21 protein-coding genes and 1 pseudogene are annotated in these 24,603 nt (G+C 32.8%); 12 read left to right on the forward strand and 10 right to left on the reverse strand.

What is annotated here, in order from left to right:
• Nucleotides 1–62: 62 nt before the first annotated feature.
• From RCH19_RS05565 to RCH19_RS05575, 3 genes are read right to left on the reverse strand one after another with little or no spacing between them, the layout of a single operon-like run.
• Nucleotides 63–2,459, reverse strand: coding sequence for a M28 family peptidase (locus tag RCH19_RS05565; protein ID WP_343022385.1), 2,397 nt, complete (start codon nucleotides 2,457–2,459; stop codon nucleotides 63–65).
• An 18-nt stretch (nucleotides 2,460–2,477) separates the two neighbouring features.
• The gene (locus RCH19_RS05570; RefSeq protein WP_121924632.1) at nucleotides 2,478–2,828 is read right to left on the reverse strand and encodes a hypothetical protein; all 351 of its coding nucleotides are present in this window, start codon (nucleotides 2,826–2,828) and stop codon (nucleotides 2,478–2,480) included.
• The gene (locus RCH19_RS05575; protein WP_121924631.1) at nucleotides 2,825–4,354 is read right to left on the reverse strand and encodes a bifunctional GNAT family N-acetyltransferase/carbon-nitrogen hydrolase family protein; all 1,530 of its coding nucleotides are present in this window, start codon (nucleotides 4,352–4,354) and stop codon (nucleotides 2,825–2,827) included. The genes RCH19_RS05570 and RCH19_RS05575 overlap by 4 nt, the downstream gene beginning before the upstream one ends.
• 185 nt (nucleotides 4,355–4,539) lie before the next feature.
• Between RCH19_RS05575 and ssb the strand changes: the two genes are divergently transcribed.
• Nucleotides 4,540–4,863 (forward strand): single-stranded DNA-binding protein, encoded by a 324-nt coding sequence (ssb, locus tag RCH19_RS05580; protein WP_343022386.1) that lies wholly within the window; start codon nucleotides 4,540–4,542, stop codon nucleotides 4,861–4,863.
• 298 nt (nucleotides 4,864–5,161) lie between these two features.
• Here the strand turns inward: ssb and RCH19_RS05585 are convergent, their stop codons facing one another.
• The 6 genes from RCH19_RS05585 to metG form a co-directional block, all read right to left on the reverse strand.
• Nucleotides 5,162–5,668, reverse strand: a complete 507-nt coding sequence (locus RCH19_RS05585) for a ferritin (protein WP_343022387.1) — start codon at nucleotides 5,666–5,668, stop codon at nucleotides 5,162–5,164.
• Between the two features lie 421 nt (nucleotides 5,669–6,089).
• Nucleotides 6,090–7,346 carry an OmpA family protein gene (locus RCH19_RS05590; RefSeq protein ID WP_343022388.1) on the reverse strand — a complete coding sequence of 419 codons (1,257 nt, stop codon included), beginning with the start codon at nucleotides 7,344–7,346 and terminating at the stop codon, nucleotides 6,090–6,092.
• 280 nt (nucleotides 7,347–7,626) lie between these two features.
• Nucleotides 7,627–8,319 carry an HAD family hydrolase gene (locus RCH19_RS05595; RefSeq protein ID WP_121924627.1) on the reverse strand — a complete coding sequence of 231 codons (693 nt, stop codon included), beginning with the start codon at nucleotides 8,317–8,319 and terminating at the stop codon, nucleotides 7,627–7,629.
• A gap of 32 nt (nucleotides 8,320–8,351) precedes the next feature.
• Nucleotides 8,352–9,239 carry a DMT family transporter gene (locus RCH19_RS05600; RefSeq protein WP_343022389.1) on the reverse strand — a complete coding sequence of 296 codons (888 nt, stop codon included), beginning with the start codon at nucleotides 9,237–9,239 and terminating at the stop codon, nucleotides 8,352–8,354.
• Nucleotides 9,240–9,332: 93 nt separating this feature from the next.
• Entirely contained in the window at nucleotides 9,333–10,766 is a 1,434-nt protein-coding gene (locus RCH19_RS05605; protein WP_343022390.1) for a hypothetical protein, read from the reverse strand.
• A gap of 149 nt (nucleotides 10,767–10,915) precedes the next feature.
• On the reverse strand, nucleotides 10,916–12,973 hold the full coding sequence (gene metG / locus RCH19_RS05610) for a methionine--tRNA ligase (protein ID WP_343022391.1): 2,058 nt from the start codon (nucleotides 12,971–12,973) through the stop codon (nucleotides 10,916–10,918).
• Between the two features lie 276 nt (nucleotides 12,974–13,249).
• Here metG and RCH19_RS05615 point away from each other — a divergent pair, with 276 nt between their 5' ends.
• From RCH19_RS05615 to proC, 10 genes are all read left to right on the forward strand, one after another.
• Nucleotides 13,250–13,567 (forward strand): hypothetical protein, encoded by a 318-nt coding sequence (locus RCH19_RS05615; protein ID WP_343022392.1) that lies wholly within the window; start codon nucleotides 13,250–13,252, stop codon nucleotides 13,565–13,567.
• Between the two features lie 16 nt (nucleotides 13,568–13,583).
• Nucleotides 13,584–13,997, forward strand: coding sequence for a hypothetical protein (locus RCH19_RS05620; RefSeq protein ID WP_343022421.1), 414 nt, complete (start codon nucleotides 13,584–13,586; stop codon nucleotides 13,995–13,997).
• Between the two features lie 40 nt (nucleotides 13,998–14,037).
• Entirely contained in the window at nucleotides 14,038–14,208 is a 171-nt protein-coding gene (locus RCH19_RS05625; protein WP_343022393.1) for a hypothetical protein, read from the forward strand.
• Between the two features lie 189 nt (nucleotides 14,209–14,397).
• The gene (locus RCH19_RS05630) at nucleotides 14,398–14,937 is read left to right on the forward strand and encodes a DUF4375 domain-containing protein (protein ID WP_121924622.1); all 540 of its coding nucleotides are present in this window, start codon (nucleotides 14,398–14,400) and stop codon (nucleotides 14,935–14,937) included.
• Nucleotides 14,938–15,208: 271 nt separating this feature from the next.
• The gene (gene serS / locus RCH19_RS05635; protein WP_343022394.1) at nucleotides 15,209–16,480 is read left to right on the forward strand and encodes a serine--tRNA ligase; all 1,272 of its coding nucleotides are present in this window, start codon (nucleotides 15,209–15,211) and stop codon (nucleotides 16,478–16,480) included.
• Nucleotides 16,481–16,574: 94 nt separating this feature from the next.
• A complete protein-coding gene (locus RCH19_RS05640; RefSeq protein ID WP_343022395.1) occupies nucleotides 16,575–18,353 on the forward strand; it encodes a tetratricopeptide repeat protein in 1,779 nt (592 codons plus the stop codon).
• Nucleotides 18,354–18,408: 55 nt separating this feature from the next.
• Nucleotides 18,409–18,720 carry a DUF4286 family protein gene (locus RCH19_RS05645; protein ID WP_121924619.1) on the forward strand — a complete coding sequence of 104 codons (312 nt, stop codon included), beginning with the start codon at nucleotides 18,409–18,411 and terminating at the stop codon, nucleotides 18,718–18,720.
• A 202-nt stretch (nucleotides 18,721–18,922) separates the two neighbouring features.
• Nucleotides 18,923–19,702, forward strand: a complete 780-nt coding sequence (gene rsmA, locus RCH19_RS05650) for a 16S rRNA (adenine(1518)-N(6)/adenine(1519)-N(6))-dimethyltransferase RsmA (RefSeq protein ID WP_121924618.1) — start codon at nucleotides 18,923–18,925, stop codon at nucleotides 19,700–19,702.
• The gene (gene mgtE / locus RCH19_RS05655) at nucleotides 19,692–21,044 is read left to right on the forward strand and encodes a magnesium transporter (RefSeq protein WP_121924617.1); all 1,353 of its coding nucleotides are present in this window, start codon (nucleotides 19,692–19,694) and stop codon (nucleotides 21,042–21,044) included. The genes rsmA and mgtE overlap by 11 nt, the downstream gene beginning before the upstream one ends.
• A gap of 157 nt (nucleotides 21,045–21,201) precedes the next feature.
• Nucleotides 21,202–21,978, forward strand: coding sequence for a pyrroline-5-carboxylate reductase (proC, locus tag RCH19_RS05660; protein WP_343022396.1), 777 nt, complete (start codon nucleotides 21,202–21,204; stop codon nucleotides 21,976–21,978).
• Between the two features lie 220 nt (nucleotides 21,979–22,198).
• On the opposite strand, the gene nhaA is transcribed toward proC, so the two are convergent.
• Entirely contained in the window at nucleotides 22,199–23,350 is a 1,152-nt protein-coding gene (gene nhaA / locus RCH19_RS05665) for a Na+/H+ antiporter NhaA (protein WP_121924615.1), read from the reverse strand.
• 143 nt (nucleotides 23,351–23,493) lie between these two features.
• Here nhaA and RCH19_RS05670 point away from each other — a divergent pair.
• Nucleotides 23,494–24,432 (forward strand): annotated as a pseudogene (locus tag RCH19_RS05670) (2-hydroxyacid dehydrogenase); the annotation flags it as partial.
• Nucleotides 24,433–24,603 lie beyond the last annotated feature (171 nt).

Consider the following 24,603-nt stretch of genomic DNA (forward strand, 5'->3'; position numbering starts at 1 on the left):
ATAAATAAGCTTTTTATATGCTTGTGTTGATCTGTATTTACACAATCATTTTAAAAAATACTTTAATCTACTTTTAGACTATCAATGGCTATTGGTGTTTTGCGTTTTAAAACTGGAATTTTGTTAACTGTTGCTTCGATACTTGGAATAATAATAACTGGGCTTACTTTTATTTTCTCTCTAATCACAACTGCATCTGTCAGCACAAACGGTGTCGGCATCATCCAGTTTTCTCTTTTTTTCATTTTAAATAATGGATTTGTTATTAAGTCAAAAGAACTTTCTAACATCTCCATATCTAAGATTGTTTTACTATCAATTGAAAACTCCATTTCTAATGGCGCATTTTCTAACACATAGTAACTCAAGAGTTTCTTTCCTCTTCGCTTGTATAAAGCCGATTCTTGTCCTAATGATGTAACTCCATTTGCTTTAAAATTATAAATAAGCATTCTTTCGTTAGCAAAAATATCGTAGCGATTTACTTTTCTATTTGGTGTAATTCTAATTTTTAGATTTCTTTGATTTCCTATAATTTGATCTTCTAGAAATTCAATGGTTGGTTTAGCAATTTCTACTTTCGTGGCGTCAACACTGTAAGTAAAGCCAGAATTATATTTACTAAATAATGGAATAGTGTTCAAATCTGTTGCTGAATTTGGGTTTTCACCTAGATAGCTTTTCGTCCAAGAATCTAAGTTAGTATCATATGTCGCCCAGTTGGCTTTATTCGAATCTGCATTATAAATGTATAATAAACTGTTTGATTTTGCTTTTCCTAATTCGTAACCGGAGTCAACATGCGCTTTAGCAAAAAATCCAATAGAAAGTAGTAAAAACAATAAAGCCCATATTCCTTTTTTGGCGAAAGCCCCAAAAGTTGGAAGTAATAAAACGAAGGTTAAAACAGTAAGCAATGCGCTTCCAAAAAGTACTTTCAAGCCTAAACCAATTGGAAACATCTGAATAAAGGGAGCAATTAAAAGTAGCGCAGGAATACTTAAAATTAAATTTAAAACTTTATTAGATCTTTGAGTGATTACGAAAACAGCCAAAATCAATAATCCAAAATATACAGGAATAATTAAAAACCCAGCACCTTTTAAACTAACAGCAAGAGCTATGTTCAGTAAAATCCAAAAGAATAATGGAGCTACATAATGATTTAAGGTCAGTTTTTTAATTGAAAACCGATTATAAACCGCAAAGCAAATAGCAATAGTTAAGAGAACAAAAGTGGCAATATAAGAATGCCCATTATAGGTGAAGCCGTTAAGTAAATCGTTGTATTGTGGGTAAGCAATAAGTAGAATTTTCCACCCAAAAAATGTTACGCATCCTGAAGCAATTAAGGAAATTAATAGTGGTATAAATCCTTTTATAATTTCGGGAACAGATAGAAGACGTTTTGCTATTCCTACAAAAATTAGCCCTGCAAAAAATAGTAATGCGATAATCGCCAGTGGTAAAACCCAACTAAATGGATAATTGACAAAGGTGTAGGGAATGGTAAAGTAAACATAATCGGCTGTAGATTGAGTGGCATTTAAATCAGCATTTGAAAAGTACTTTAATAACGGCATCAAGTAGCTTCCTTGATGAGCTAATGTGTTTTTGTTTAAATGATTAATATCATCCTGGGCTGTGTGATAATTATAATGATCATCAATGAAGGCAAAATTATATCCTTGAATATTTCCTTGCTCTCTAAAAACTGTTAAATCAGTGTCATTGGGCAGCATTTTATAAATGCTATACATTAAGGAATTTGAAACAGGAAAAGTAGCTTTTGCAGCAGCAAATTCTTTTACTAAACCTTCATTTCCTTTATTGGTTTCCATCAACATATAACTTGGTCCAGATGACCCACGCGCTTCAAAGTTTAGTACAACACCAACTTCTTTTGCCCATGAATGTTTCGTTACGAAGAGTGAGGCTCCGTTAAGTCCTAGTTCCTCAGCATCTGTAAAAAGAATAATTATATCGTTTTTGTGAGGTGTTTTATTGTGAATAAAAGCGCGAACACTCTCTAATATTGTGGCAACACCTGAGCCAGCATCGCTGGCGCCTTTAGAGTAGGAATGTGGTGCGCTATCATAATGTGTTAGTAATACAAGTGCTTTTGAACTATTGGAACCATTTATACGAGCTAAAATGTTTTTTGATTTTACCAAGTTTCCCCAATCGCTTAACGTATATCCTTCTTGTAAAGAAGTTTCAAGCCCTAAATTACTCAGTTCTTTTTGGAGATAGTTAGCCACTACTTCATGATTTTCAGAACCTACATAATGAGGTTGCTTTGAAATCTCTGTTACTATATTCAGTGCGCGTTTAGTTGAAAAGTCAGTGAGCATTCCTTCATCATCTGATGTGAATTGTGGCATCATTGTGAAGAAAGTAGTCCCTAGAATTATCGAGATAAATAAAATGGCAAGAATGGAGAAATAATCTTTTTTCATTACAGCAGATTTAAGGTTCTAAATATCTTTTTTGACTAACATATAATAATCATTATCTAGAACCATATATCCTTGGTCGTAGAGGAAATAATATGTATTTCCTGTTTTTGTTTGTAAAACGTTAGTGAAGAATTCAAAGTCAAATCCTTTACTTAGTAATTTTGCTCGGGTTGCTTTAGATTTTCCTTCAGGATTAAGTTCACCTAGAATGCGGTAATTTTTGCGCAACTTGTTGTTGATGTTGCGCATAAAATTAGTACTGTCTTTATTTATTTTATTATTGTAGGCATTGCGACAACCGTCGCTGCAAAACTTTTTGTCTTCCCGACCTACAATTTTTTCTCCACATTCTAAGCAAGCTTTGTTCATGGCTTTATTTTTTTGATATCGTATAAGTCGGTTCTACGATCTTTAAGAATACGAACACTTCCATGCTCATGCAATTCTTTAAGTAAGTTTAAATCTACGTCTACAATAAGCGTCATTTCTGTATTTGGAGTCGCTTCTGCTTTAATTCCATTACTTGGAAAAGCAAAATCAGAAGGGGTAAACACAGCAGATTGAGCGTATTGTATATCCATGTTATTGACCTTTGGTAGATTACCTACACAACCTGCTATTGCTACATAACATTCGTTTTCTATCGCGCGCGCTTGTGCACAATGTTTTACTCGCGTATATGCATTTTGAGTATCAGTTAAGAATGGAACAAATAAAATATTCATTCCTTCATCGGCCATTAATCTGGATAATTCTGGAAATTCAACGTCATAACAAATCATAATTCCTATTTTCCCACAATCTGTGTCAAACGTTTTAATTGTTGAACCACCCGTCATACCCCAGTGCTGCACTTCATTTGGAGTTACATGGATTTTAGAATACATTTCTGAGGTTCCATCTCTTTTACAAAGGAAACCAACATTGTAAAGCGTGCCATCCTCTAGATAAGGCATACTTCCTGTAATGATATTGATATTATATGAAATTGCTAATTCTTGGAATCGTTTCCTAATGGGATCAGAATGTTTAGCAAGTTCGCGAATTGCTTCTGCTTCTGATAGATGATTATAATCAGCCATTAACGGAGCTGCAAAAAGCTCTGGAAATAATGCAAAATCACTACCGTATCCAGAAACTACGTCGACGAAAAATTCACATTGTTCGAACAATGCTTCAAGATTATTAAGCTGACGCATTTGCCATTGTACTAATCCAAGTCGGATTACACTTTTTTCTAAGTTAATTAACCTCGGACTTTCGTCAAAATAGATATTGTTCCATTCTAGTAAAACAGCAAATTCCTTAGAATCAGCATCGCCTTCTAAGTAATTTTTCATAACGCGAATCACGTGAAAATCATTGCTTAATTGGAATGAAAGAACAGGATCATGCAATTCTTTTCTTTTTACTTTTTCAATATAATCTTTAGGAGTCAACTCTTGTGCATGTTGCCCGTAATTAGGAATTCGACCAGCAAAAACAATTGCTTTCAAATTAAGTTGCTCGCATAATTCTTTTCGAGCGTCATATAAACGTCTTCCTAAACGCAGTCCTCTATAGTTTGGGTGGATGAAAACATCTATTCCGTATAGAACATCTCCGTTTTGATTATGAGTCGAAAACGAGTAGTTTCCTGTAATGTCTGAATAATTGTGGTTTTTATCAACTACGCTTTCGTCGACAATAAGTGATAGTGCTGAACCAACTACTTTATCATCTACTAAAATAACCAATTGTCCTTCTGGGAAAATGCTCAGTAATTTTTCAATTTGATGTTCTCTCCAGTAGGAACCTACCATTTCTGGATAGGATTCAACCATTGATTTTTTTAATTCTTTATAATCGTCGTATTTTAAATTTCTTAATTCTACTTTATTTATGTGGGCTTGCATATTGCTTTGTTTTCACCAAATATAACGAATTATTTCCATTTACAAACGTTTACAATTAGTTACAACCGAAAGTAAATAGTTAGTAACCGAATGTTTTTCATTTCTTATCGCATCTTTGCAGTGTTGATTCGAAAGAACGATTTAACAAAACAAACTATAAGCACTAACATTTAAATTTACACGCCATGAAAAACAGAGTACAATTAATCGGAAGAGTTGGTCAAGATCCTGAAGTAAAAACTTTAGAAGGAGGAAAAAAATTAGCTAATATTACAATCGCTACTAATGATGTTTATTACAAAGAAAACGGTGATAAAGTGGAGCAAACGGAATGGCATAGAATTACTGCATGGGGCAAAACGGCAGAGATTATTGAAAAGTATGTTACTAAAGGAAAAGAAATAGGTATCGAAGGAAAATTAACGCATAGAAGTTATGACGACAAGAATGGAGAAAAAAGATACGTTACCGAAGTTGTCGCTAATGAAGTATTGCTTTTAGGAAAATAATCTATCGAGAATTTTTTGTAAATAAAGAATCCCCTCTAATTAAATTAGAGGGGATTTATGTTTTGTTAAGAAAGCTTTTTCAACAAGTCGAGCATTGGACAACGTTTACACCGTTTCTCTTCTCCCTTTTTAAATTTCTTGCAGCATTTAGATTTACAGTTTTCTGCTATCTTAATATTTTCTACAAGCAGTGTCTTGTCCTTTTTCTTATCCTTTTTTTTCTTTTCCAATGTGTAGAGAATTAAAAACTAAGGCAAATATAAATTATTTTTATCTATTCTAAATAAACTTTAACATTCTAAACTACTGGTTTTGTAATTGCAATTTGTTGTAAGTCTCTATCAAATAAATATAGTCCGGCTCTATCGTCGCCGATTAAATTAATTTTGTCTAAAATGGTTTTGGCAGTTGCTTCTTCTTCAATTTGCTCAGCAACGTACCACTGCAAAAAGTTGTGTGTGGCATAATCTTTTTCTGAGAACGTAATATGAACTAACTCATTTATAGAATCAGAAACGAATATTTCGTGCTTGTAGAGCTCTTCAAACATTCCTTTAAAGGTTTCGTAAGTTGTTTTCGGTGCTTTTAAATCGGTGATTTGAGCGTGGCCACCACGTTCGTTCACGTATTTGATTAATTTAAGCATATGTTGGCGCTCTTCATCAGATTGTGCAAACATAAACTGAGCTATTCCTTCAAGTCCGCTAATTTCAGCCCAGCAAGCCATAGAAAGATAAGTCTGCGACGATTCTGCCTCAATACGTATTTGCTTATTTAAAGCTGTTTCAATATTTTTTGATAACATAATAATGGGTTTTTAGTAAAGTTAGAAAATTAAACCACTATAGTACCATTAACGGAGTTTAATAAGATCTTTAAACAGCTTAGATCATATAAATCAACAACTAAATGAGCGTTTTTAATATTCACTAAAATAGATTAATATTTTCCTTTTGTAAATTAATTAAAAATATGATTAAAACTTAATTCTCGGGATTTCATTCTTAAAATTTAAAAATGAATTTACATTCGAACAAAGGAAAATCTTTAATAAGTAAAAATTGTTTATAATAAAATAATTGTAGGATAATAGTAGGGTATTCTAGCTGTAAGATGAATCGAATTTTACTACGATTAATATCAAATAGAACATAAAGTAAATCACCTAAATGAAAAAAGCCCTAAAGGAAATTTCCTTTAGGGCTTTAAATATTATAAGTAGATAATTACTTTACCATGAAAGTAACTCTTCTAACTAATTTTCTTGCAGCATCTGAATCTTTGTTTACTGAAGTGTCTTCACCAGCAGCAACAACGTTCAATCTTGAAGCGTCAATGTTAGCTTTTACTAAAGTATTTTTGATAGTAGTAGCTCTTGCATTAGATAATTTATCATTGTAAGCAGATCTTCCTAATTCGTCAGCATGACCAATAATGTCTACTGAAGCAGATGGATTGTTTCTTAAGTAAGTTAAGATAAAATCAGTTCCCTCTGTAGAAACATTTGTTGGAGTAGATTTATTGAAATCAAAATATGTAGCAACATAACCACCATTGATCAAACTTTTGATTAGGTCATTGTTATATACAGTAGAACCATTTCCACCATTAGCAGCATAATTTTTCATGATGAAATCTTCAGTAACATCATCAACTCCATTATTGTTTTTGTCAATAGACTGTCCTTTAGTGTTAACTAAAGCTCCAGCAGCAGTATCTTTTTCAACATCTAAATAATCAGCTACACCATCATTGTCAGCATCAACCATTTTATCTTCGATTGCAGTAACTCTATCTTTCAAAGCAACTACTTCTTTATCAGTAAGAGTAACCCAGTCAGCATGTTTAGCATTTTTACCTAAGTATACAGTAAGACCAACAGTTCCGTTGAATAAAACTCCACCAAATCCAGGAGAACTTACTGAAGATGCAGCATCAAAAGTACTGTTTTGTTTAGCATTAAGGATTGTTGTGAAATCTCCAGTTAACGAAATTCTATCAGATAATTTAATTTGACCAGTTACACCAGCAATAAAGTTACCCATTCTGTCTTTAACTGCAGAATTTTGATCTTCTAATTGAGCTAAACCGAAACCTGCATGACCTAATAATCCAAGAGTGTTAGTCCAAGTTTCAAAGTTCATGATTCTTCCAAGGTTAGCTACACCTTGTAAGTCTGCTCTATAATATTTAGTATCAAATGCTATTGAACTTTCTCCTTCTTTAAAGCTGTTGTATCCGAAATCAGCTTTTAAACCAAATTTGTTGTTGAACATGTATCTAACTCCTAGGTCAGCTACATAAGAGCTTAGTACTGCAGTTCTGTAACCAGCAGTCATAGGTCTCATTGGTTTGTTTAAACCACCAGCTAATTCAACAGACCATTTGTTATAATCGTTCTCGGTGTTTTTTACAGTTTCAGTTTGTGCAGTTACAGTCGTCGCTGCTGCTACAAAAGCTAAGGCAAACATTAATTTTTTCATTATAGTAGATTTTTATATTTAGTGCAAAAATACAACATAAAAACTAATGAGAATTTTCAATCAGTAAATTATATAAAACAAACTAGAAATTTTATAAATAAAAGATTATACTGCAGTGTTTATTACATATTTAGCTATTATTTACAAAATTAATTTCCAAATTGTAACTAAATTGTGAATTTAATTTTAAGAAAAAAGAGCCTAAACTGAATTTTAGTACTTAAAAACTATATCGTTCACTTTTAAAGGCCATAAACAACGTTACAAACAGCCCATCTTTTTAATGATCGAAGTGGCCTAAAACTTCTGTAATTTTTTCGAAAGAGCTGAAATTTTCATGTTCCACTTTATGGTCAATTCGCTCATGTTCCCATGTAGTGTGAAAAGGAATATGTACCGCATGTCCACCAATGGCTAGAACGGGTAAAACATCTGACTTTAAAGAATTACCAATCATAAAAAACTCAGAGGGTTCTATTTCTAATCGTTTTATCAAATCAGTATAGTCGATTTCTTGTTTATCAGACATGACTTCAATATGATGAAAATATTTTCCTAATCCAGAATTGTGTAATTTTCTGCGTTGGTCTAATAAATCACCTTTAGTTGCAACAACTAATTTATACTTGCCATGAAGTGCTTGCAAAGTTTCTTCCACACCGTCAAGTAAAACAATAGGTTTCTCTGTTAATTCTTTTCCATATTGAATGATGCGTTCAATGGCTTTTACTGAAATTGTATTATTAGAAATTTTCATTGCTGCTTCAATCATAGAAAGAATGTATCCTTTGATTCCGTAGCCATATATTTTAAGATTATCTATTTCAATTTTAAAAAGTTCTTTCGCAATTCCTTGGTTTGAAAGATAATCACTCATCAAGCTGCAGAATTTCTCTTCGGTTTCAGCAAAATAAGTTTCGTTTATAAATAAGGTGTCATCTGCATCAAATGCAATTACTTTTATGTTTTTCATGTTGTGATATTATTTGTAAAGAAGACGTTTCTTTAGCTTTTACTAAATATATTTTTGATAGAAAGAGTTTTAGCATAAAATGTTACCCGAATTCCAAGTAGCAAAATTAACCCGCCAATAATCATTTGCAGTGTTATTTTCTCGTCTAGAAACAACCATGCTAATATAGTCGCTAAAACGGCTTGACCTAATAAAGATAATGATACTCGAGTAGCACGCATATTTTGAGTAGCGTAACTAATTAGTAACCAAGCAATCAATTGACATACTATTCCTTGAATAAACAATACAGTCCACCCTGCATTAGAAAAACCGGTAAAAGGTTCATCAGTAACGAAACATACAATTCCTAGAAATAGAGTAGAAGTGATCAGTGTTACTAACATAAAGGAAAGCACGTCCATTTCTGATAACACATCTTTACTCACTAGCATATATACAGCGTATAGCACTCCAGATAAAATAGCTAGCAGAAAAGCCATGTTGAAATCTAAATTTATAAAAAATTGGAATCCAACCAGAGTGATCATTCCAAATATTGCTATTAATGTTCCAATCCAAAAATTAGTTGCAGGTTTATTTTTTAAAAATAAAAACGAACCTACGCCAACCCATACAGGCGATAAATTAGTTAATAACGTGGCTTGAGTCGCACTCGATTGCTGTATAGAAATATTCCAGACCGCCACATCTGAAGCGAATAATAAACCACAAACAATAGCGAGAATCAAAATATTGGTTCGAGGTAATTTAAACTTTCCTGTAATTAGAACATACGGCAAGAGTAGTGCTCCTGCAATTGCCATTCTATAAAAAGCTGAAATTAATCCACCAGTGAGGTTAAGCTTAACCAATATTGGAAAAACTGAGATGCATAAAATTCCAATGGCTAGAGCTAATCGTGGTTTATTGACTTTCATATTATGATTAATTAAGCTGCTGCCAATTTTTAAATTTAAAAGCTACTTATTATTGGACAAAAACTCAGCTATTTTTCAAAACTGAACGACATCTTAATCAACAAACTTTCTAACTATATATTCTTTAGCTTTATTATCATAATATCCTAAATAATAAGCATCTGTTTTAAATAATGTTTGAGAGGAGAAATCTTTATTCTTCTCTAAAAAATCCCGAATCTTATCGAAAGCCAAAGGCTCTAAATCACCTTTTATATGATTGCCGTTAGCATCAAATAAACCTTCTGTTTTTACCACTTTCCTATTCGCGTAGGAATTAAAACTGTCTAATGTTGGGTTGTAAACTGCAATTGAAACTAGAGCACCAATGAGTCCAAATTGCCCTAAACCTGCTTGCAAGCCAGTTTGCTGCGCTGCTGAAACTCCTCCAAAGGTTACTACATTATTAGTAGCAGTAGTATAACTAGTGACGCCTGCTTTAAGATTATTTAATTTACGAATAAACTGCGATGAATTTTCTAAAACCCTTTTTCCTCCAAACTCCCCTCCTTGTTGAGAAACTTCGGAGTTTTTAAAGTCAATGGGTTGGGTTGATGTAGCTACGTATTCCTTTACAAGATTACCTTCTAAATCCTTTATGGTAAAATAGAATAATTTTGGTGAACTTTTTATCTGATACAATCTACTTTTACTGTAAAAAGAATTAGAATTTACGAATATTCTTTCTTCTTCAATATTGCTGGTTTTTATTCTTTTTTCAGTAGATGTAAAATCCTTTAAGTCAATAGTAATTATCTGCGTAAACTCACTATTAGTATCTAATGTTATGATAATTTTTTTATCTTCTTGGTAACATTTTCTTTTTTTTGCAGCAGCTGTTAATGATGAAGGATTTTCAGAGTTTATTAGCTCTAAAGAAAAGGGTGCTTCAAAAGGAAGTAAATTTTCGCGAAAAACGCCGTATAAGTCTGAAATATAATTATTTGATTCATAAAAGGTAAATGATCTTAAATTAATTACTTTTTCTGCGTAATTACCGTCATTATCAAAAACATATAATTTGAAATTATTGCTATTTTTTAAAACCGTAAGAATATAGAAAAGATCATTTTCACTGAATTTTTGTAATACTTTTTCATCTTTTAAATTAAGAGAAAACTCCTTTGTTTCTGTCTTCCGACTTTTGAAATCATACAACTGTGAAAGAATATTTTTATAATCATTTGATGACCAAAACAACCTAGTGTTTTTATCACTTAGATTATAGCCAATCATATTGGTGTATGTTTTCGTATTTGGTCTTTCAGCAGACATGCTATCTATTACTTGTGTTTTTTCATCAAATTGAATAGCCTTTACATTTGTTTTATCACTTATAAATAAAGTAACTTCTTTCTTATCGCTATTTACGGTCTGAAAAACGTCTCGATTCTTCTTTAAATTTAATGGTAATGTTGACACAATTTGCTGTGAAAAAGCAGTTAAAGCGCTTAGAAAGCAAAATCCAATAAATATTTGTTTTATCATTTTTGTTAAGTTGTTTAATTTTAGGCTATTGTGTTACTTAATTTGCCTAAAAAAAGTAAATAACATATTATAGTAATAAGAAAATGCAAGCATCAATTAAAATATAAAATTGAAACCTGCATTATAACTTTGGACATTTGCAACGGCAATTAATTTATTGTCTCGCCATTAGAAGCATCAGCATCTGGATTTACAAAAACTAATTTCTCCTCTGCATTTGTAGTCATTAATATCATTCCTTGACTTTCTACTCCGCGAAGATTTCTTGGCGCCAAGTTTACTAAAACGGTCACTTTCTTACCAATAATATCCTCAGGTTTAAAACTCTCAGCAATTCCTGAAACAATGGTGCGAACATCAATTCCCGTATCTACTTTTAATATCAGAAGTTTATTAGCTTTTGGCATTTTTGTAGCTTCTAGAATGGTTCCTACACGCAAATCCATTTTAGCAAAATCGTCAAATTGAATCGCTTCTTTTTGAGGTTCGACTACTTTGTTTTCCGCTTTGTTAGCTGTTTTTGTAGCTTCTAATTTGTCTATTTGTTTCTGAATTTCTTCATCTTCGATTTTCGAAAATAATAATTCTGCTTCACCTATTTGGTGTCCTGCAACAATCAAATCTGAATTTTCTGAAATAGTACTCCAAGACAACGGTGATTCTATTTTTAAAATTTTAGATAGTTTAGTTGCTGTAAAAGGTAGGAATGGTTCACATAGTGAACTCAAAGCGGCTGCGATTTGCAAGGCTACATACATTTGTGTTTGTACGCGTTCTGGATTGTCTTTGATTACTTTCCAAGGTTCCTCATCGGCCAAATATTTGTTTCCAAGTCGAGCTACATTCATTAATTCGCCTAATGCTTCTCTAAATCTATATCTTTCTATAGAACTCGAAATCACAGCTGGATACGCTTTTAATTCGGTTAAAGTCGCTTCGTCAACTTCCGATAAATCATTCGGTTGAGGTACAATTCCGCTGTAATATTTATTCGTTAGAACGACAACACGGTTTATAAAATTTCCGTAAATCGCAACTAATTCATTGTTATTTCTAGCCTGGAAATCTTTCCAAGTAAAATCATTATCTTTTGTTTCCGGCGCATTTGATGTCAAAGCATAACGCAATACATCTTGCTGATTAGGAAATTCTTCTAAATATTCGTGCAACCAAACAGCCCAATTTTTAGAAGTCGATAATTTATTTCCTTCTAAATTTAAGAACTCATTCGCAGGAACATTATCTGGTAAAATATAACTTCCTTCCGCTTTTAACATCGCAGGAAAAATGATACAGTGAAAAACAATATTGTCTTTCCCTATAAAGTGTACCAGTTTTGTGTCTTGATCTTTCCAATACGGTTCCCAATCTTTTCCTTCTCTCAAAGCCCATTCTTTAGTAGATGAAATATAGCCAATTGGCGCATCAAACCACACATATAATTTTTTTCCTTCGGCACCAGGAACAGGAACGTCAATTCCCCAATCCAAGTCGCGAGTTACCGCACGAGGTTCTAATCCGCCATCAATCCACGATTTTACTTGTCCGTAAACGTTAGGTTTCCAGTCATTTTTATGTCCAACAAGAATCCACTCTTTCAAGAAATCTTCATAACGATCTAAAGGTAAAAACCAGTGTTTCGTCGACTTCATAATAGGAGTTTCACCTGTAATTGTCGATTTAGGATTGATCAAATCTGTGGCGTTCAGCGTAGAACCACATTTTTCACATTGATCTCCGTATGCTTCTTCGTTGCCGCATTTTGGACAAGTTCCTATAACAAAACGATCTGCTAAAAACTGATCCGCTTTTGCGTCGTACAATTGCTCGGTTACTTGCTCTATAAAATCACCTTTTTCGTATAAAGTTGTAAAAAATTCTGAAGCCGTATCGTGATGAATCTTAGCCGAAGTTCTAGAATAATTATCAAACGAAATTCCAAAATCAGAAAACGATTTACGAATAATTCTATCATATTTATCAATTACTTCTTGCGGAGTAATCCCTTCTTTCTTTGCTTTCATCGAAATGGCAACACCGTGTTCATCGCTTCCGCAAACAAACAAAACGTCTCTTCCTTGCAAGCGCAGGTAGCGTGAATAAATATCTGAAGGCACGTAAACACCCGCTAAATGGCCAATGTGTATAGGTCCATTAGTGTAAGGCAATGCCGCTGTAATCGTATATCTTTTTGGATTCTGTAACATAATTCAGTTTAATTTCGTGCAAAAATAAGAAAATTATTAATGTCTTTGCGAGGAACGTGGCAATCTGGAGCTATTTCCTGCTCCCGAAGCTTCGGGACGCTGCAATCTTTTAGCCCCGATAAAAATCGGGACTAAAAGGATTTCCACTTCTATCAGGGCTAGGGGATTTACAATTCCCAAAACATTTGTCATTCCGAGGAACGAAGGAATCTCATCCTGCATGTCAGGCATTTTTCATAGCTTTGCTAAAATTAATACAGATCAAGCGATAGCATAATGAGTAAATCGTATATAAAATGCCCTAAATGTAATACCGTTAATTTAAATAATGAGTATTGTAGTAATTGTGGCGAATTATTAGATTTAGTTCTCAAGCGCCGATTGGAAACAGAAAAAAAGATTCAATTTAAAATTGACGAGCAAGAGAAGTCAAAAAAACCACCCAATAAATTCGAAATTTTTTTCAATAAAGGGTTAGAGCATTCAAACCTTTTTATAAGATATTTTTTTCAGACTATTTATTCTATTTGGCTATTCTTTGCAGTAGTTATTGGAGGAATTATTGCTGCAGTTACGGCCGCCGCTGCTGGTTAAAAATTCAAATCTTGTGATGGTAACTTCCCCAACTAAGTTTTCTATGTTTAGAAAAGTGCTGTATTTTACATTGTTAATTGTGGCGCTGACAATATATGTAATGCAGCGGTTAAAAATTCCATTGCCTGCTTTGATTAACAATTATATAAATGATTTGTTATATGTTCCGCTAGTTCTTGGAGCGATTGAATATATAATTCAAAGATTAAAAAAAGATGACTATTTTAAATTGCCGTTAGGTTTCATTATTTTTCTATCATGTTCTTATTCTTTTTACTTCGAATATTATCTTCCCAAAATCAATAGTAGATACACAGGAGATTGGATTGATGTGTTGCTCTATTTTGTGGGTGGATTAGCATTCTTTATTATTGGAAATACAAAAAGGAAGGTTTTTAAAAAAGCTGATAAAGAAATCGAATCGTTATAATATTCATTTTAGTAGTTACTAATTAATTAAGATTTTTAAAATGGCGAAAGGACCTGAAAAGAATACTAAAAACAAGGCTTTACATACTAAATTGCTGAATCGTAAAAAGTCAAAACTTCAAGAAGAAAAGAAGGAAAAGGCTTTGCGATTAAAAACCTTGATCACTAAAATGAATCAACAAAACAATAGCAATGAAGCTGAAGGCAAATAAATCTGCTATTTTTTTTATTTTTCGAATTGATAAATAGCTCATTTGTTTCTCTCTTAGTGGGACTGCGTGGAAGGTGGCAATTACTTGATATTTCGATAATCTGCTTTAATCTACATAATCTGTGGTTAAAAATAATTATCATTCAGTAATTTATTCGAAATTTGCACAAACTCCTTAAATTAAACTCCAATGGAATTCGGCAGAATTATAATTTCAGAAACAGCCTCAAATAGCGAAAATGCTCAAGATGTAATCAATTCGAATATTTCGGTTATCAATTTAATGCGGGAAGAAAAAATTGATGATGATTTGATTCACGAAGATGCATTGATGAGTTACTATTTAGATTATTACACTTCGCAATGTACAGAAGGCAATTTTGCTCAATTTGTATATAATTCGAAATGGAATACGGAGCTTAACGAACTAATAGAAGAAGGTCTACAGCTACTTGGCGCCGAAAAGCATTTGGAATTATTCCAACAACAATGTAAGAAAGTGAAATTGATGAGCAGTGTAAAAAGAGATAAATTCTTTAAAGGAAAACTGGAAGGAATAAATCCAGTTCGTGATTTAATGAACAGCGATACTTTTTTTGAAATTGAGGAAAATTTAGTACAACTTAACGCTGATTTCTTAAGAACTCATCCTGACTTAGAAGTGCTCTCTGTCGATGATATGTTTGCTGCATTAGAGGAATTTGTAGGTCACGAAATTAAAAGAGATTAAAAATTCAGACACGAATTTCACTAATGGTCACGAATAAAAAATTAATTTAATTTCACTAATTTTAAAAATAATACAGATAATTTGTTTGTGTAAGATTAGAGATTTTATTTATCATTAGTGAGATTAATAGTCTAATAAATTTGTGCTAATTCGTGAAATTCGTGTCTTAAGCTGCCAATCACAAATGCCTGAATTTTTAGCTCGTTTCTATCAAACATTTCCTTAAATTTGCTTCCATTATTAGAAATATAATAGGTATAAAAAATAAACTATGTTACAAACTGCATTTATTAGAGAGAATCAGGAGAAAGTAATCAATGCTTTGGCAAAAAGAAATATGGATGCCAAAAGTATTGTTGAAGAAGTGGTACAACTAGATGAAAAACGTCGCGCTACGCAAGTAGAGTTAGACGGAATTTTATCTGAATCTAATAAATTATCCAAAGACATAGGCGAATTGATGAAAAACGGTGAGAAATCAAAAGCCGCAATTCTAAAAGAAAAAACTGTTTTAAATAAAGAGAAAAGTAAGAAACTAGCAGAAACTGCTGATGTGCTTGCTGCTGAACTTTTGGACAAATTATATACTTTGCCTAATCTTCCTGCGGATATTGTTCCAGAAGGAAAAACTCCTGAAGAAAATTTGAATGTTTTTCACGAAGGTGCTATTCCAGTTCTACATGAAGGTGCGCAGCCACATTGGGAATTAGTGAAAAAATATGACATCATTGATTTTGAGCTAGGTGTAAAAATTACAGGAGCAGGATTTCCAGTTTATAAAGGAAAAGGCGCCAAATTACAACGCGCGCTGATCAATTATTTTTTAGATAAAAATACTGCTGCAGGTTATAATGAAGTTCAGGTGCCACATATGGTAAATGAAGCTTCGGCTTACGGAACTGGACAATTGCCAGACAAAGAAGGTCAAATGTACCATGATAAAACCGACGATTTATACTTAATTCCAACAGCTGAGGTTCCTGTTACGAATTTATTTCGTGATGTAATTTTAAATGAAAGTGAATTACCTATTCTTACCACAGCATATACGCCATGTTTCCGTCGTGAAGCGGGTTCATATGGTGCGCACGTACGAGGATTAAACCGTTTGCACCAATTTGATAAAGTTGAAATTGTAAGAGTAGAACATCCTGATAAATCGTATGAAGCATTAGACGGAATGGTAGAACATGTAAAATCTATTCTTCAAGAATTGAAATTACCCTATAGAATTTTACGTCTTTGTGGCGGCGACATGGGTTTTACTGCTTCATTGACATATGATTTTGAAGTGTTTTCAACTGCTCAGGACCGTTGGTTAGAAATTTCTTCTGTATCTAATTTTGAGACTTTTCAAGCAAACCGTTTGAAATTGCGTTTCAAAGATAAAGATGGAAAAAATCAATTGGCACACACGCTTAACGGAAGTTCATTGGCTTTGCCAAGAGTTTTAGCTGGAATTTTAGAAAATTATCAAACTCCAGAAGGAATTGTAATTCCTGAAGTATTGCGTCCGTATTGTGGATTCGATATTATAGATTAATTTAGTGTTCAGTCCTCAGTGATCAGTGTTCAGTTTGTTTTTTGGACAGTACATTGGTTCGCAAACTGAACATTGAATACTGAACACATTTAATATGAAATACTTTTTTCTTTTTCTCACTTTCTTTTTCTCACTAGTTGGATTCGCGCAAAACGAACAATTAGCGCAGTATTATTATGAAAAAGGAGATTTTGAAAAAGCACGAATAGGTTTTGAGGAATTACTATTAAATGTACCACAAAACACTCAATATTTTCTGCGCACTATTGACTGCTATCAGCAACTGCAACAATTCGATATTGCCGAAAAAGCAATTCAGCAAAGATTAGATAAGTACAAACAAGGCTATCTACTTGTTGAGTTAGGCTATAATTTCCAACTACAAAAACACCAGACTAAGGCTAATAACTTTTACGATCAAGCCTTAGAACGTATTAAAAAAACTCCAACTGAGGTCTATAGCATTTCAAGCTCTTTTGAGCGAAAGGTTTTATTAGAATATGCCTTAAAATCGTATCAGAGCGCTACCGCTGTAGATGCTAATAATAATTTTAATTACCAAATAGGATTTATTTATGGTCAGTTAGGGAATATAGATATGATGATATCTACTTTTCTGGATGAAGCATTTGTAAACCCTCAAAATTCTGTTAGGATTCAAAATCAACTTGTACGTTTTATGGTTGACGATGGTGATGCCAATTTTAATGACAAATTAAGAAAAGCATTGATTTTGCGAACTCAAAAAAACCAAGATCTTTTTTGGAATCATTATTTGAGTTGGTTTTATGTGCAGCAAAAAGAGTTTGAAAAGGCTTTTATCCAGCAAAAAGCTATCTATAAAAGAAACCCAGAATCACTAAGTGCAATAATTAATTTAGCTCAATTAGCCATAGATGAAGATAATCAGGATGCTGCGAAGGAAATTTTAAGTTTTGTTCTTGAAAATACTAAAGACTTAGAATTATTGATCCAAGCAAATTCTTATTTGATGGATATGAAAATCGAGAAGTCAACTGAAAAAGACTATACTGGAATTAGTACGGAACTAGCGAATTTGCTCAGCGAATTTGAGATTACGCCTTTTACCTTATCTTTGCAACTGACTCAAGCGCATTTTGCGGCTTTTAATTTAAAAAAACCTGAAGAAGGTAAAGCTATTATAAAAAAAGCTCTAGAATTGCGATTGAATGAGTACGATGTGGCTCGAGCCAAAATGGAATTAGCAGATATTTTGCTTTATGAAGAAAAATTCAATCAAGCTTTAATCTATTATTCTCAAATTGAATTAGATTTAAAAAATGACGTAATGGCGCATGAAGCTACATTAAAAGCTGCAAAAACGAGTTATTTTAAGGCAGATTTTGCTTGGGCTTTGAAGCAGTTTAAAGAATTAAAATCAGCTAATACACAATTGATTGCTAATGATGCATTAGAATATTTTCTTTTAATAAATGATAACACTGTTGCTGATTCGACACAAACTGCTTTAAAGCAATTTGCAAAAGGTGATTATCTTTTATATCAAAATAGAAATCAGGAAGCGGTAACGCAATTTCAATCTATATTAAAAAGTTTTAAAGGAGACGAAATCGAAGCAGTTACATTACTGAGATTAGGCGAAATTTATGAAAAATTAGGTGATTATAATTTGGCTTTAAGCCAATACCAAATAATTATCGATAATCACAGCGATGGAATTTACAGTGATGAAGCGCTATTTTTCTCAGCTGAAATATATAATAAGCAATTGCAACAACCTGAAAAAGCAAAGCCGTTGTATGAAAAGATAATTTTCAATCATCAGGATAGTATTCATTTTGTAGAGGCAAGAAAAAAATTCCGACAGTTGCGAGGAGATACAAATCTTTGAAATGATTTTGGTTTGAAATAGAATCTAAAATCAAAATTAAAACACACAATAAAAAATGATAATATACAACGTTACCACAAACATACACGAGAGCGTTCATGATCAATGGATGCTTTGGATGAGACATAAACATATTCCGGAACTTCTAGCTACAGGGAAATTCTCTTCTGCTCGAATGGTCCGTGTTTTAATTGAAGAGGAAATGGGTGGAACAACTTACTCAGTTCAATACACAACAGATAGTAAGGAAACACTAGAGAAATATTACCAAGAAGATGCAGCAGCTTTCCGTGAAGAAGGACTGAAATTATTTGGTGATAAAATGCTAGCTTTTCGAACGGAATTAGAATTGATAAGCGATCATTAAATAGTTTTTAGACTTAGATGCTAATTTTAATTATTAGTTGTCAGTCTTAATTCGGAAACAAAAAAACTTTCTTTTTTTGTGCCAAGAAATAAATGTGTTTAGCGCTTTGATGCTACGTGAATCGCAAGGTTGATTTTTAAGACCTTTGAGAATAGAAAATAATAAAATTAAGTGAGCTTGCTTCGTGCCTCGCAATGACAAAATGGAAAAAGTAAAAGCCAAAAAACACCTCGGTCAGCATTTCTTGAAAGATGAAAGTATTGCTAAAGATATTGCCGATACGTTAAATTTAGTAGGATACGATGATGTATTAGAGATTGGGCCTGGAATGGGTGTTTTGACAAAATATTTGTTAGATAAACCAGTTACTACCTATGTGATCGAAATTGATCCAGAGTCAGTAACATATCTTGACGAAAATTATCCTAAATTAAAGGATAAAATTATTTCTAAAGATTTTTTAAAATATAATATAAACGAAATTTTTGAAGGGAAGCAATTCGCTATAATTGGTAATTTCCCTTATAATATTTCGACTCAAATTGTTTTTAGAGCATTAGAATATCGCAGTCAGATTCCTGAATTTGCAGGAATGTTTCAAAAAGAAGTAGCGCAACGTATTTGTGAAAAAAAGGGAACTAAAGCATATGGCATTTTGTCGGTTTTAGTGCAGGCATTCTACGATGCTGAATATTTGTTTACAGTAGACGAGAATGTTTTTATTCCACCACCAAAAGTTAAATCAGGTGTTTTGCGACTGCGTAGAAAAGAAGATTACAGTTTGCCTTGTGGTGAAAAATTATTTTTTACAGTTGTCAAAACAGCTTTTCAACAACGTAGAAAAACGTTGCGAAATAGTTTAAAAACAATGAACTTATCTGATAAGTTAAGAGAAGATATTGTGTTTGACCTTAGACCAGAGCAACTTAATGTAGAACAGTTCATTGAACTTACCCAAAAAATTGAAGCAGATGGAGTTTAAAATAAGTAGAGAATTAATTCATGAGTTAGAGGATCTTATTAAAAGCAGAAACGACAGGCAACTGGAAGTTTTACTTAATGATATGCACCACGCTGATATTGCTGAAATTCTTGATAAGCTTGATTTTAACGAGGCTACTTATGTCTTTAAAGTATTAGATAGCGAAAAAACAGCTGAGATACTTCTTGAATTAGAAGATGATTTAAGGGAGAATATATTAGGCCGACTTTCTGCAAAAGAGATTGCTGAGGAGTTAGATGAGCTTGAAACTAATGATGCGGCTGATATTATTGGGGAACTTTCACAAGATTTGAAAGCGGAAGTTATATCAGAGCTTTTAGATGTTGAGCATGCAAAGGATATTGTTGACTTACTGCGTTACGATGAAGACACTGCCGGTGGAATCATGCATAAAGAGTTAGTCAAAGTAAATGAAAATTGGAATGTACTGACTTGTGTGAAGGAAATGAGAATGCAAGCTGAAAATATATCTAGAGTGCATTCTATTTATGTTGTTGATGATGAAGATCGATTAAAAGGTCGTTTGTCTTTAAAGGATTTATTAACGACCTCTTCTAGAACGGCGATAAGCGACGTCTACATTCGGAAACTGAATTCTGTAAAAGTAAATACAGAAGACGTTGAAGTGGCTCGAATAATGCAAAAATACGATTTAGAGGCTATTCCTGTGGTTGATGAATTAGGTCGATTAGTTGGCCGAATTACCATTGATGATATATTAGATGTAATAAAAGAAGAAGCAGATAAGGATTACCAGTTGGCAGCGGGTATTTCCCAGGATATTGAAGCGGATGATAGTATCTTAGAACATACTAAGGCGCGTTTACCATGGTTAGTTCTAGCACTTCTAGGAGGATTTGTAACTGTTAAAGTTTTGGGGTTATTTGAACCAGCAATGGAAGAGCACGGGAAGTTATTCTTTTTTACTCCTTTGATTGCTGCAATGGCCGGTAATGTGGGTGTACAATCGTCAGCGATTATTGTGCAAGGTTTAGCAAATAATTCCTTGAGCGGCTCACTCTTTAGTAGATTAGTAAAGGAAGTTATGCTTAGTTTACTTAACGGATTAATTCTAGCGATTATCTTGTTTTTAGGAAGTCACTTTTTATTAGATGTCGAGTTTATAATTGGATTTATTGTGACAATTGCGTTAGTTTCTGTGATTATTATTGCGTCATTAATTGGTACTTTTATCCCGTTACTTTTAGAGAAATTTGGCATTGATCCCGCATTAGCTACGGGGCCATTTATCACAACGAGTAATGATATATGTGGAATTTTAATTTATTTCTCGATCGCAAAAATGATTTTAGGGTTTTAAGTAATAAAAAAAGATATTCAAATTTAACAGATAAATAGCAACAACCATTAACCAAAAAATGAACAATTTATGACTTAATAATGATTTTTAGAAACGAATAATGAAGTAACCACATTATCTTAAAATCAAGTAATAAAGAAAATTAACCAAAACTATAATGAAAGTACATATTATTGGCGGTGGGAATTTAGGAGTTTCCATTGCCTTGGGATTATCTAAATTTTCCTCAGAAAACCAAGTAACAATAACCAGAAGGAATATTTCTAGCATTCAATATCTAGAAAAACTTGGAGCTACAGTTTCCAGTAACAACACACATCTAATTGAAGAGGCAGATGTAATTATTCTAACGATAAAGCCATACCAAATTGATGTTGTTCTAAATGAAATTCTCCCTTTTATTTCGAATAAAATAATTGCTTCAGCAGTTAGCGGATTATCTATTGAAAGCTTACAAAACAAGATAGGTGAGTCTAATACCGCCATTAGAATTATGCCAAATATTGCAGCACAGTTTGGAGCTTCGGCGACTTGTATTGCGTTTCAGGAAAAAAATAAAGATAAAGCAACTGGCGTAATTACTCTTTTTCAAACATTAGGAACTGCTCCTATAATTGATGAAAAATTAATGGATGCGGCTACAGTTCTTGCGGCAAGCGGAACTGCATTTGCATTGCGATACATAAGAGCTTCGATGCAAGCTGGGATCGAAATAGGATTCGACTGGCAAACAGCATTAGCTATTTCTGCACAAACCGTTAAAGGTGCTGCTGAAATGTTGCTAGAAGAAAAAGTTCACCCTGAACAACTTATAGATCGTGTTACAACTCCTCAAGGTTGTACAATTGCTGGACTGAATGAAATGGAAATGCATGGATTTAGCTCTTCGTTAATTAGAGGAATTAAAACTTCTTTGAAACAAATAAAAGGCTAATAAAATTTCTAATTTATCAGTTTTCTAATTTTTTTGTTATCTATAAGCGGATATAGTTTTCACCCGTTTGATCATGAAATTATTATTTCGTCTATTTAAAAATCAAATTTCTAATAATTTTTGTAGTATAAATTTCTAATTAAATTGTTTCTACAATAGAAAACGCCTCGCTTAAATACTATTTAAACGAGGCGTTTTTGTATAGAATTATAAGATTGATTTATTTTTTCCGATCAGCTTTTAAATTGAAATTTAAGAATAAGAAACCAACTGTACCTGCGATGAATGATGCAATAAGAATTGCTATCTTGGAATACGTTATCACTTCTTCTCCATCATTTTTAAAAGCGAGTAATGTGATAAATATCGACATTGTAAATCCTATTCCTCCTAGCATTCCAGCGCCTACAATATTGCTCCACTTTAAATCGCGGGGTAATGAGCATATTCCAAAGCTTACTGCTGCAAATGAAAACAACCAAATTCCTAAAGGTTTACCTACTACAAGCCCTAATATAATTCCAATTGTGTTCGGGTGATTTAGTTCTGAACTCCAATCTGAACCAATCGCTATTCCAGTATTTGCCATGGCAAACAAAGGAAGTATAAAGAAAGCTACAGGTTTATGTAAAAAGTGTTGTAATTTATAAGAAGAAGTTTTTCTACTACCATCTCCAAATGGTATTACAAAAGCTAGTAGCACTCCAGTAATTGTTGCGTGTACTCCAGAATTCAGCATAAAATACCACATTCCTGCACCACCAATTAAGTATGGGATAATGTTATGAACCTTTCTTCTATTCAATATGAACAAGAAGCCCATAATTCCAAAAGCAATAAGTAAATTTATAAACGCAATATTATCGGTGTAAAAAATAGCAATTACCAAAATTGCTCCAATGTCATCTATAACTGCAAGTGCCGTCAGGAACACTTTAAGCGACGTGGGCACACGACTTCCTAAAAGTGATAAGATACCAATAGCGAAGGCTATATCTGTCGCCATAGGGATTCCAGCACCATTTTGTGTTATTGTTCCAAAATTCAATAGTAAAAAGATTCCCGCTGGAACTACCATCCCTCCAAGCGCTCCAAAAAGAGGTAGAGAAGCATTTTTTATATTCGATAATTCTCCTTGATATATTTCACGTTCTAATTCTAATCCAATTAATAGAAAGAAAATAGCCATTAAACCATCATTAATCCAATGGGTTATGGAATGACTTCCAATATTAGTTTCCCAAAATGCAATATATTCAGTTTGAATGATTGAATTAGCTAAGAAGAGAGATATTATAGTTACAGAAAGCAATAAGAGTCCACCTGATTTTTCACTTTCAAAAAAAGCCTTGAATGTTTTACTTAATTTCATTTTTCATTTTTCATTTATTACGTTTTTCCGATTTGTAATAAAAATTTAGAGCGCTAATTTATGAATTTAAGGTCAAATTTCCTTGGTAAAAATAATAAACCGTAATTTTTTTGTTTATTTGAAGGATCAAAAAAAATTAAATTATGGACATCAAAATCCTTCATATCGATAGTAATAACCCATTACTTTGGGATCAATTGCAAAATGCTGGGTTTATAAACCACAGTGATTTTACATCTTCAAAAGAAGAAATTGAAGCTAAGATTCTAGATTATCAAGGGATTGTAATTAGAAGTAGGTTCAAAATTGATAAGATCTTTTTAGATAAAGCTACTAATTTACAGTTCATCGCTAGAGTAGGAGCAGGATTAGAAAGCATTGATTGTGAACACGCTAATTCTAAAAACATTACACTTATAGCTGCGCCCGAAGGAAATAGAAACGCAGTCGCAGAACACTCTCTCGGGATGATTTTATCTCTATTTAATAAATTAAATCAAGCGTATACTGAAATCCAATCTGGACATTGGAACAGAGAAAGTAATAGAGGGCATGAGTTAGATGGTAAAACTGTAGGAATTATTGGTTATGGTAATATGGGAAAAGCATTTGCTAAAAAACTTCGCGGTTTTGATGTTGAGGTGCTATGTTATGACATCAAAGAAAATGTGGCTGATGCCAATGCTAAGCAAGTTTCATTAGAAGAACTAAAGCAAAAAACTGATGTGCTGAGTTTACATTTACCATGGACTCCTGAAACAGATAAAATGGTTGATGCTGAATTTATCGATGGATTTGAAAAACCATTCTGGATTATAAATACTTCTAGAGGGAATAATGTTGTAACTGCTGATTTAGTCACTGCGATGCAATCTGGAAAGGTGCTTGGCGCTGGACTAGATGTTTTAGAATATGAAAAATTGTCTTTTGAAACACTCTTCAAAGATAAGCACACCCCTGAAGCATTTAAATATTTATTGAAAGCTAAAAATGTTATATTAAGTCCCCATATTGCTGGTTGGACCTTTGAAAGCCATGAGCGATTAGCGCAAGTAATCGTTGATAAAATCAAAGCAAAATATTTTGGTAATTCTAATCCAAAAGCAACCGAAGAAAGAGTAACAGGAATTGGAGGTTTCTTTTTTAAATCTAAAAATCCAAAAAAACTACTTTCATGGTACGCAACCCATTTAGGTTTAAAAACAGATGATTTTGGATCCACTTTTCTTTGGAAAGATGAAAATGACAATCAA

This window comes from Flavobacterium sp. PL12, from assembly GCF_039123485.1.
Lineage (GTDB): Bacteria > Bacteroidota > Bacteroidia > Flavobacteriales > Flavobacteriaceae > Flavobacterium > Flavobacterium weaverense.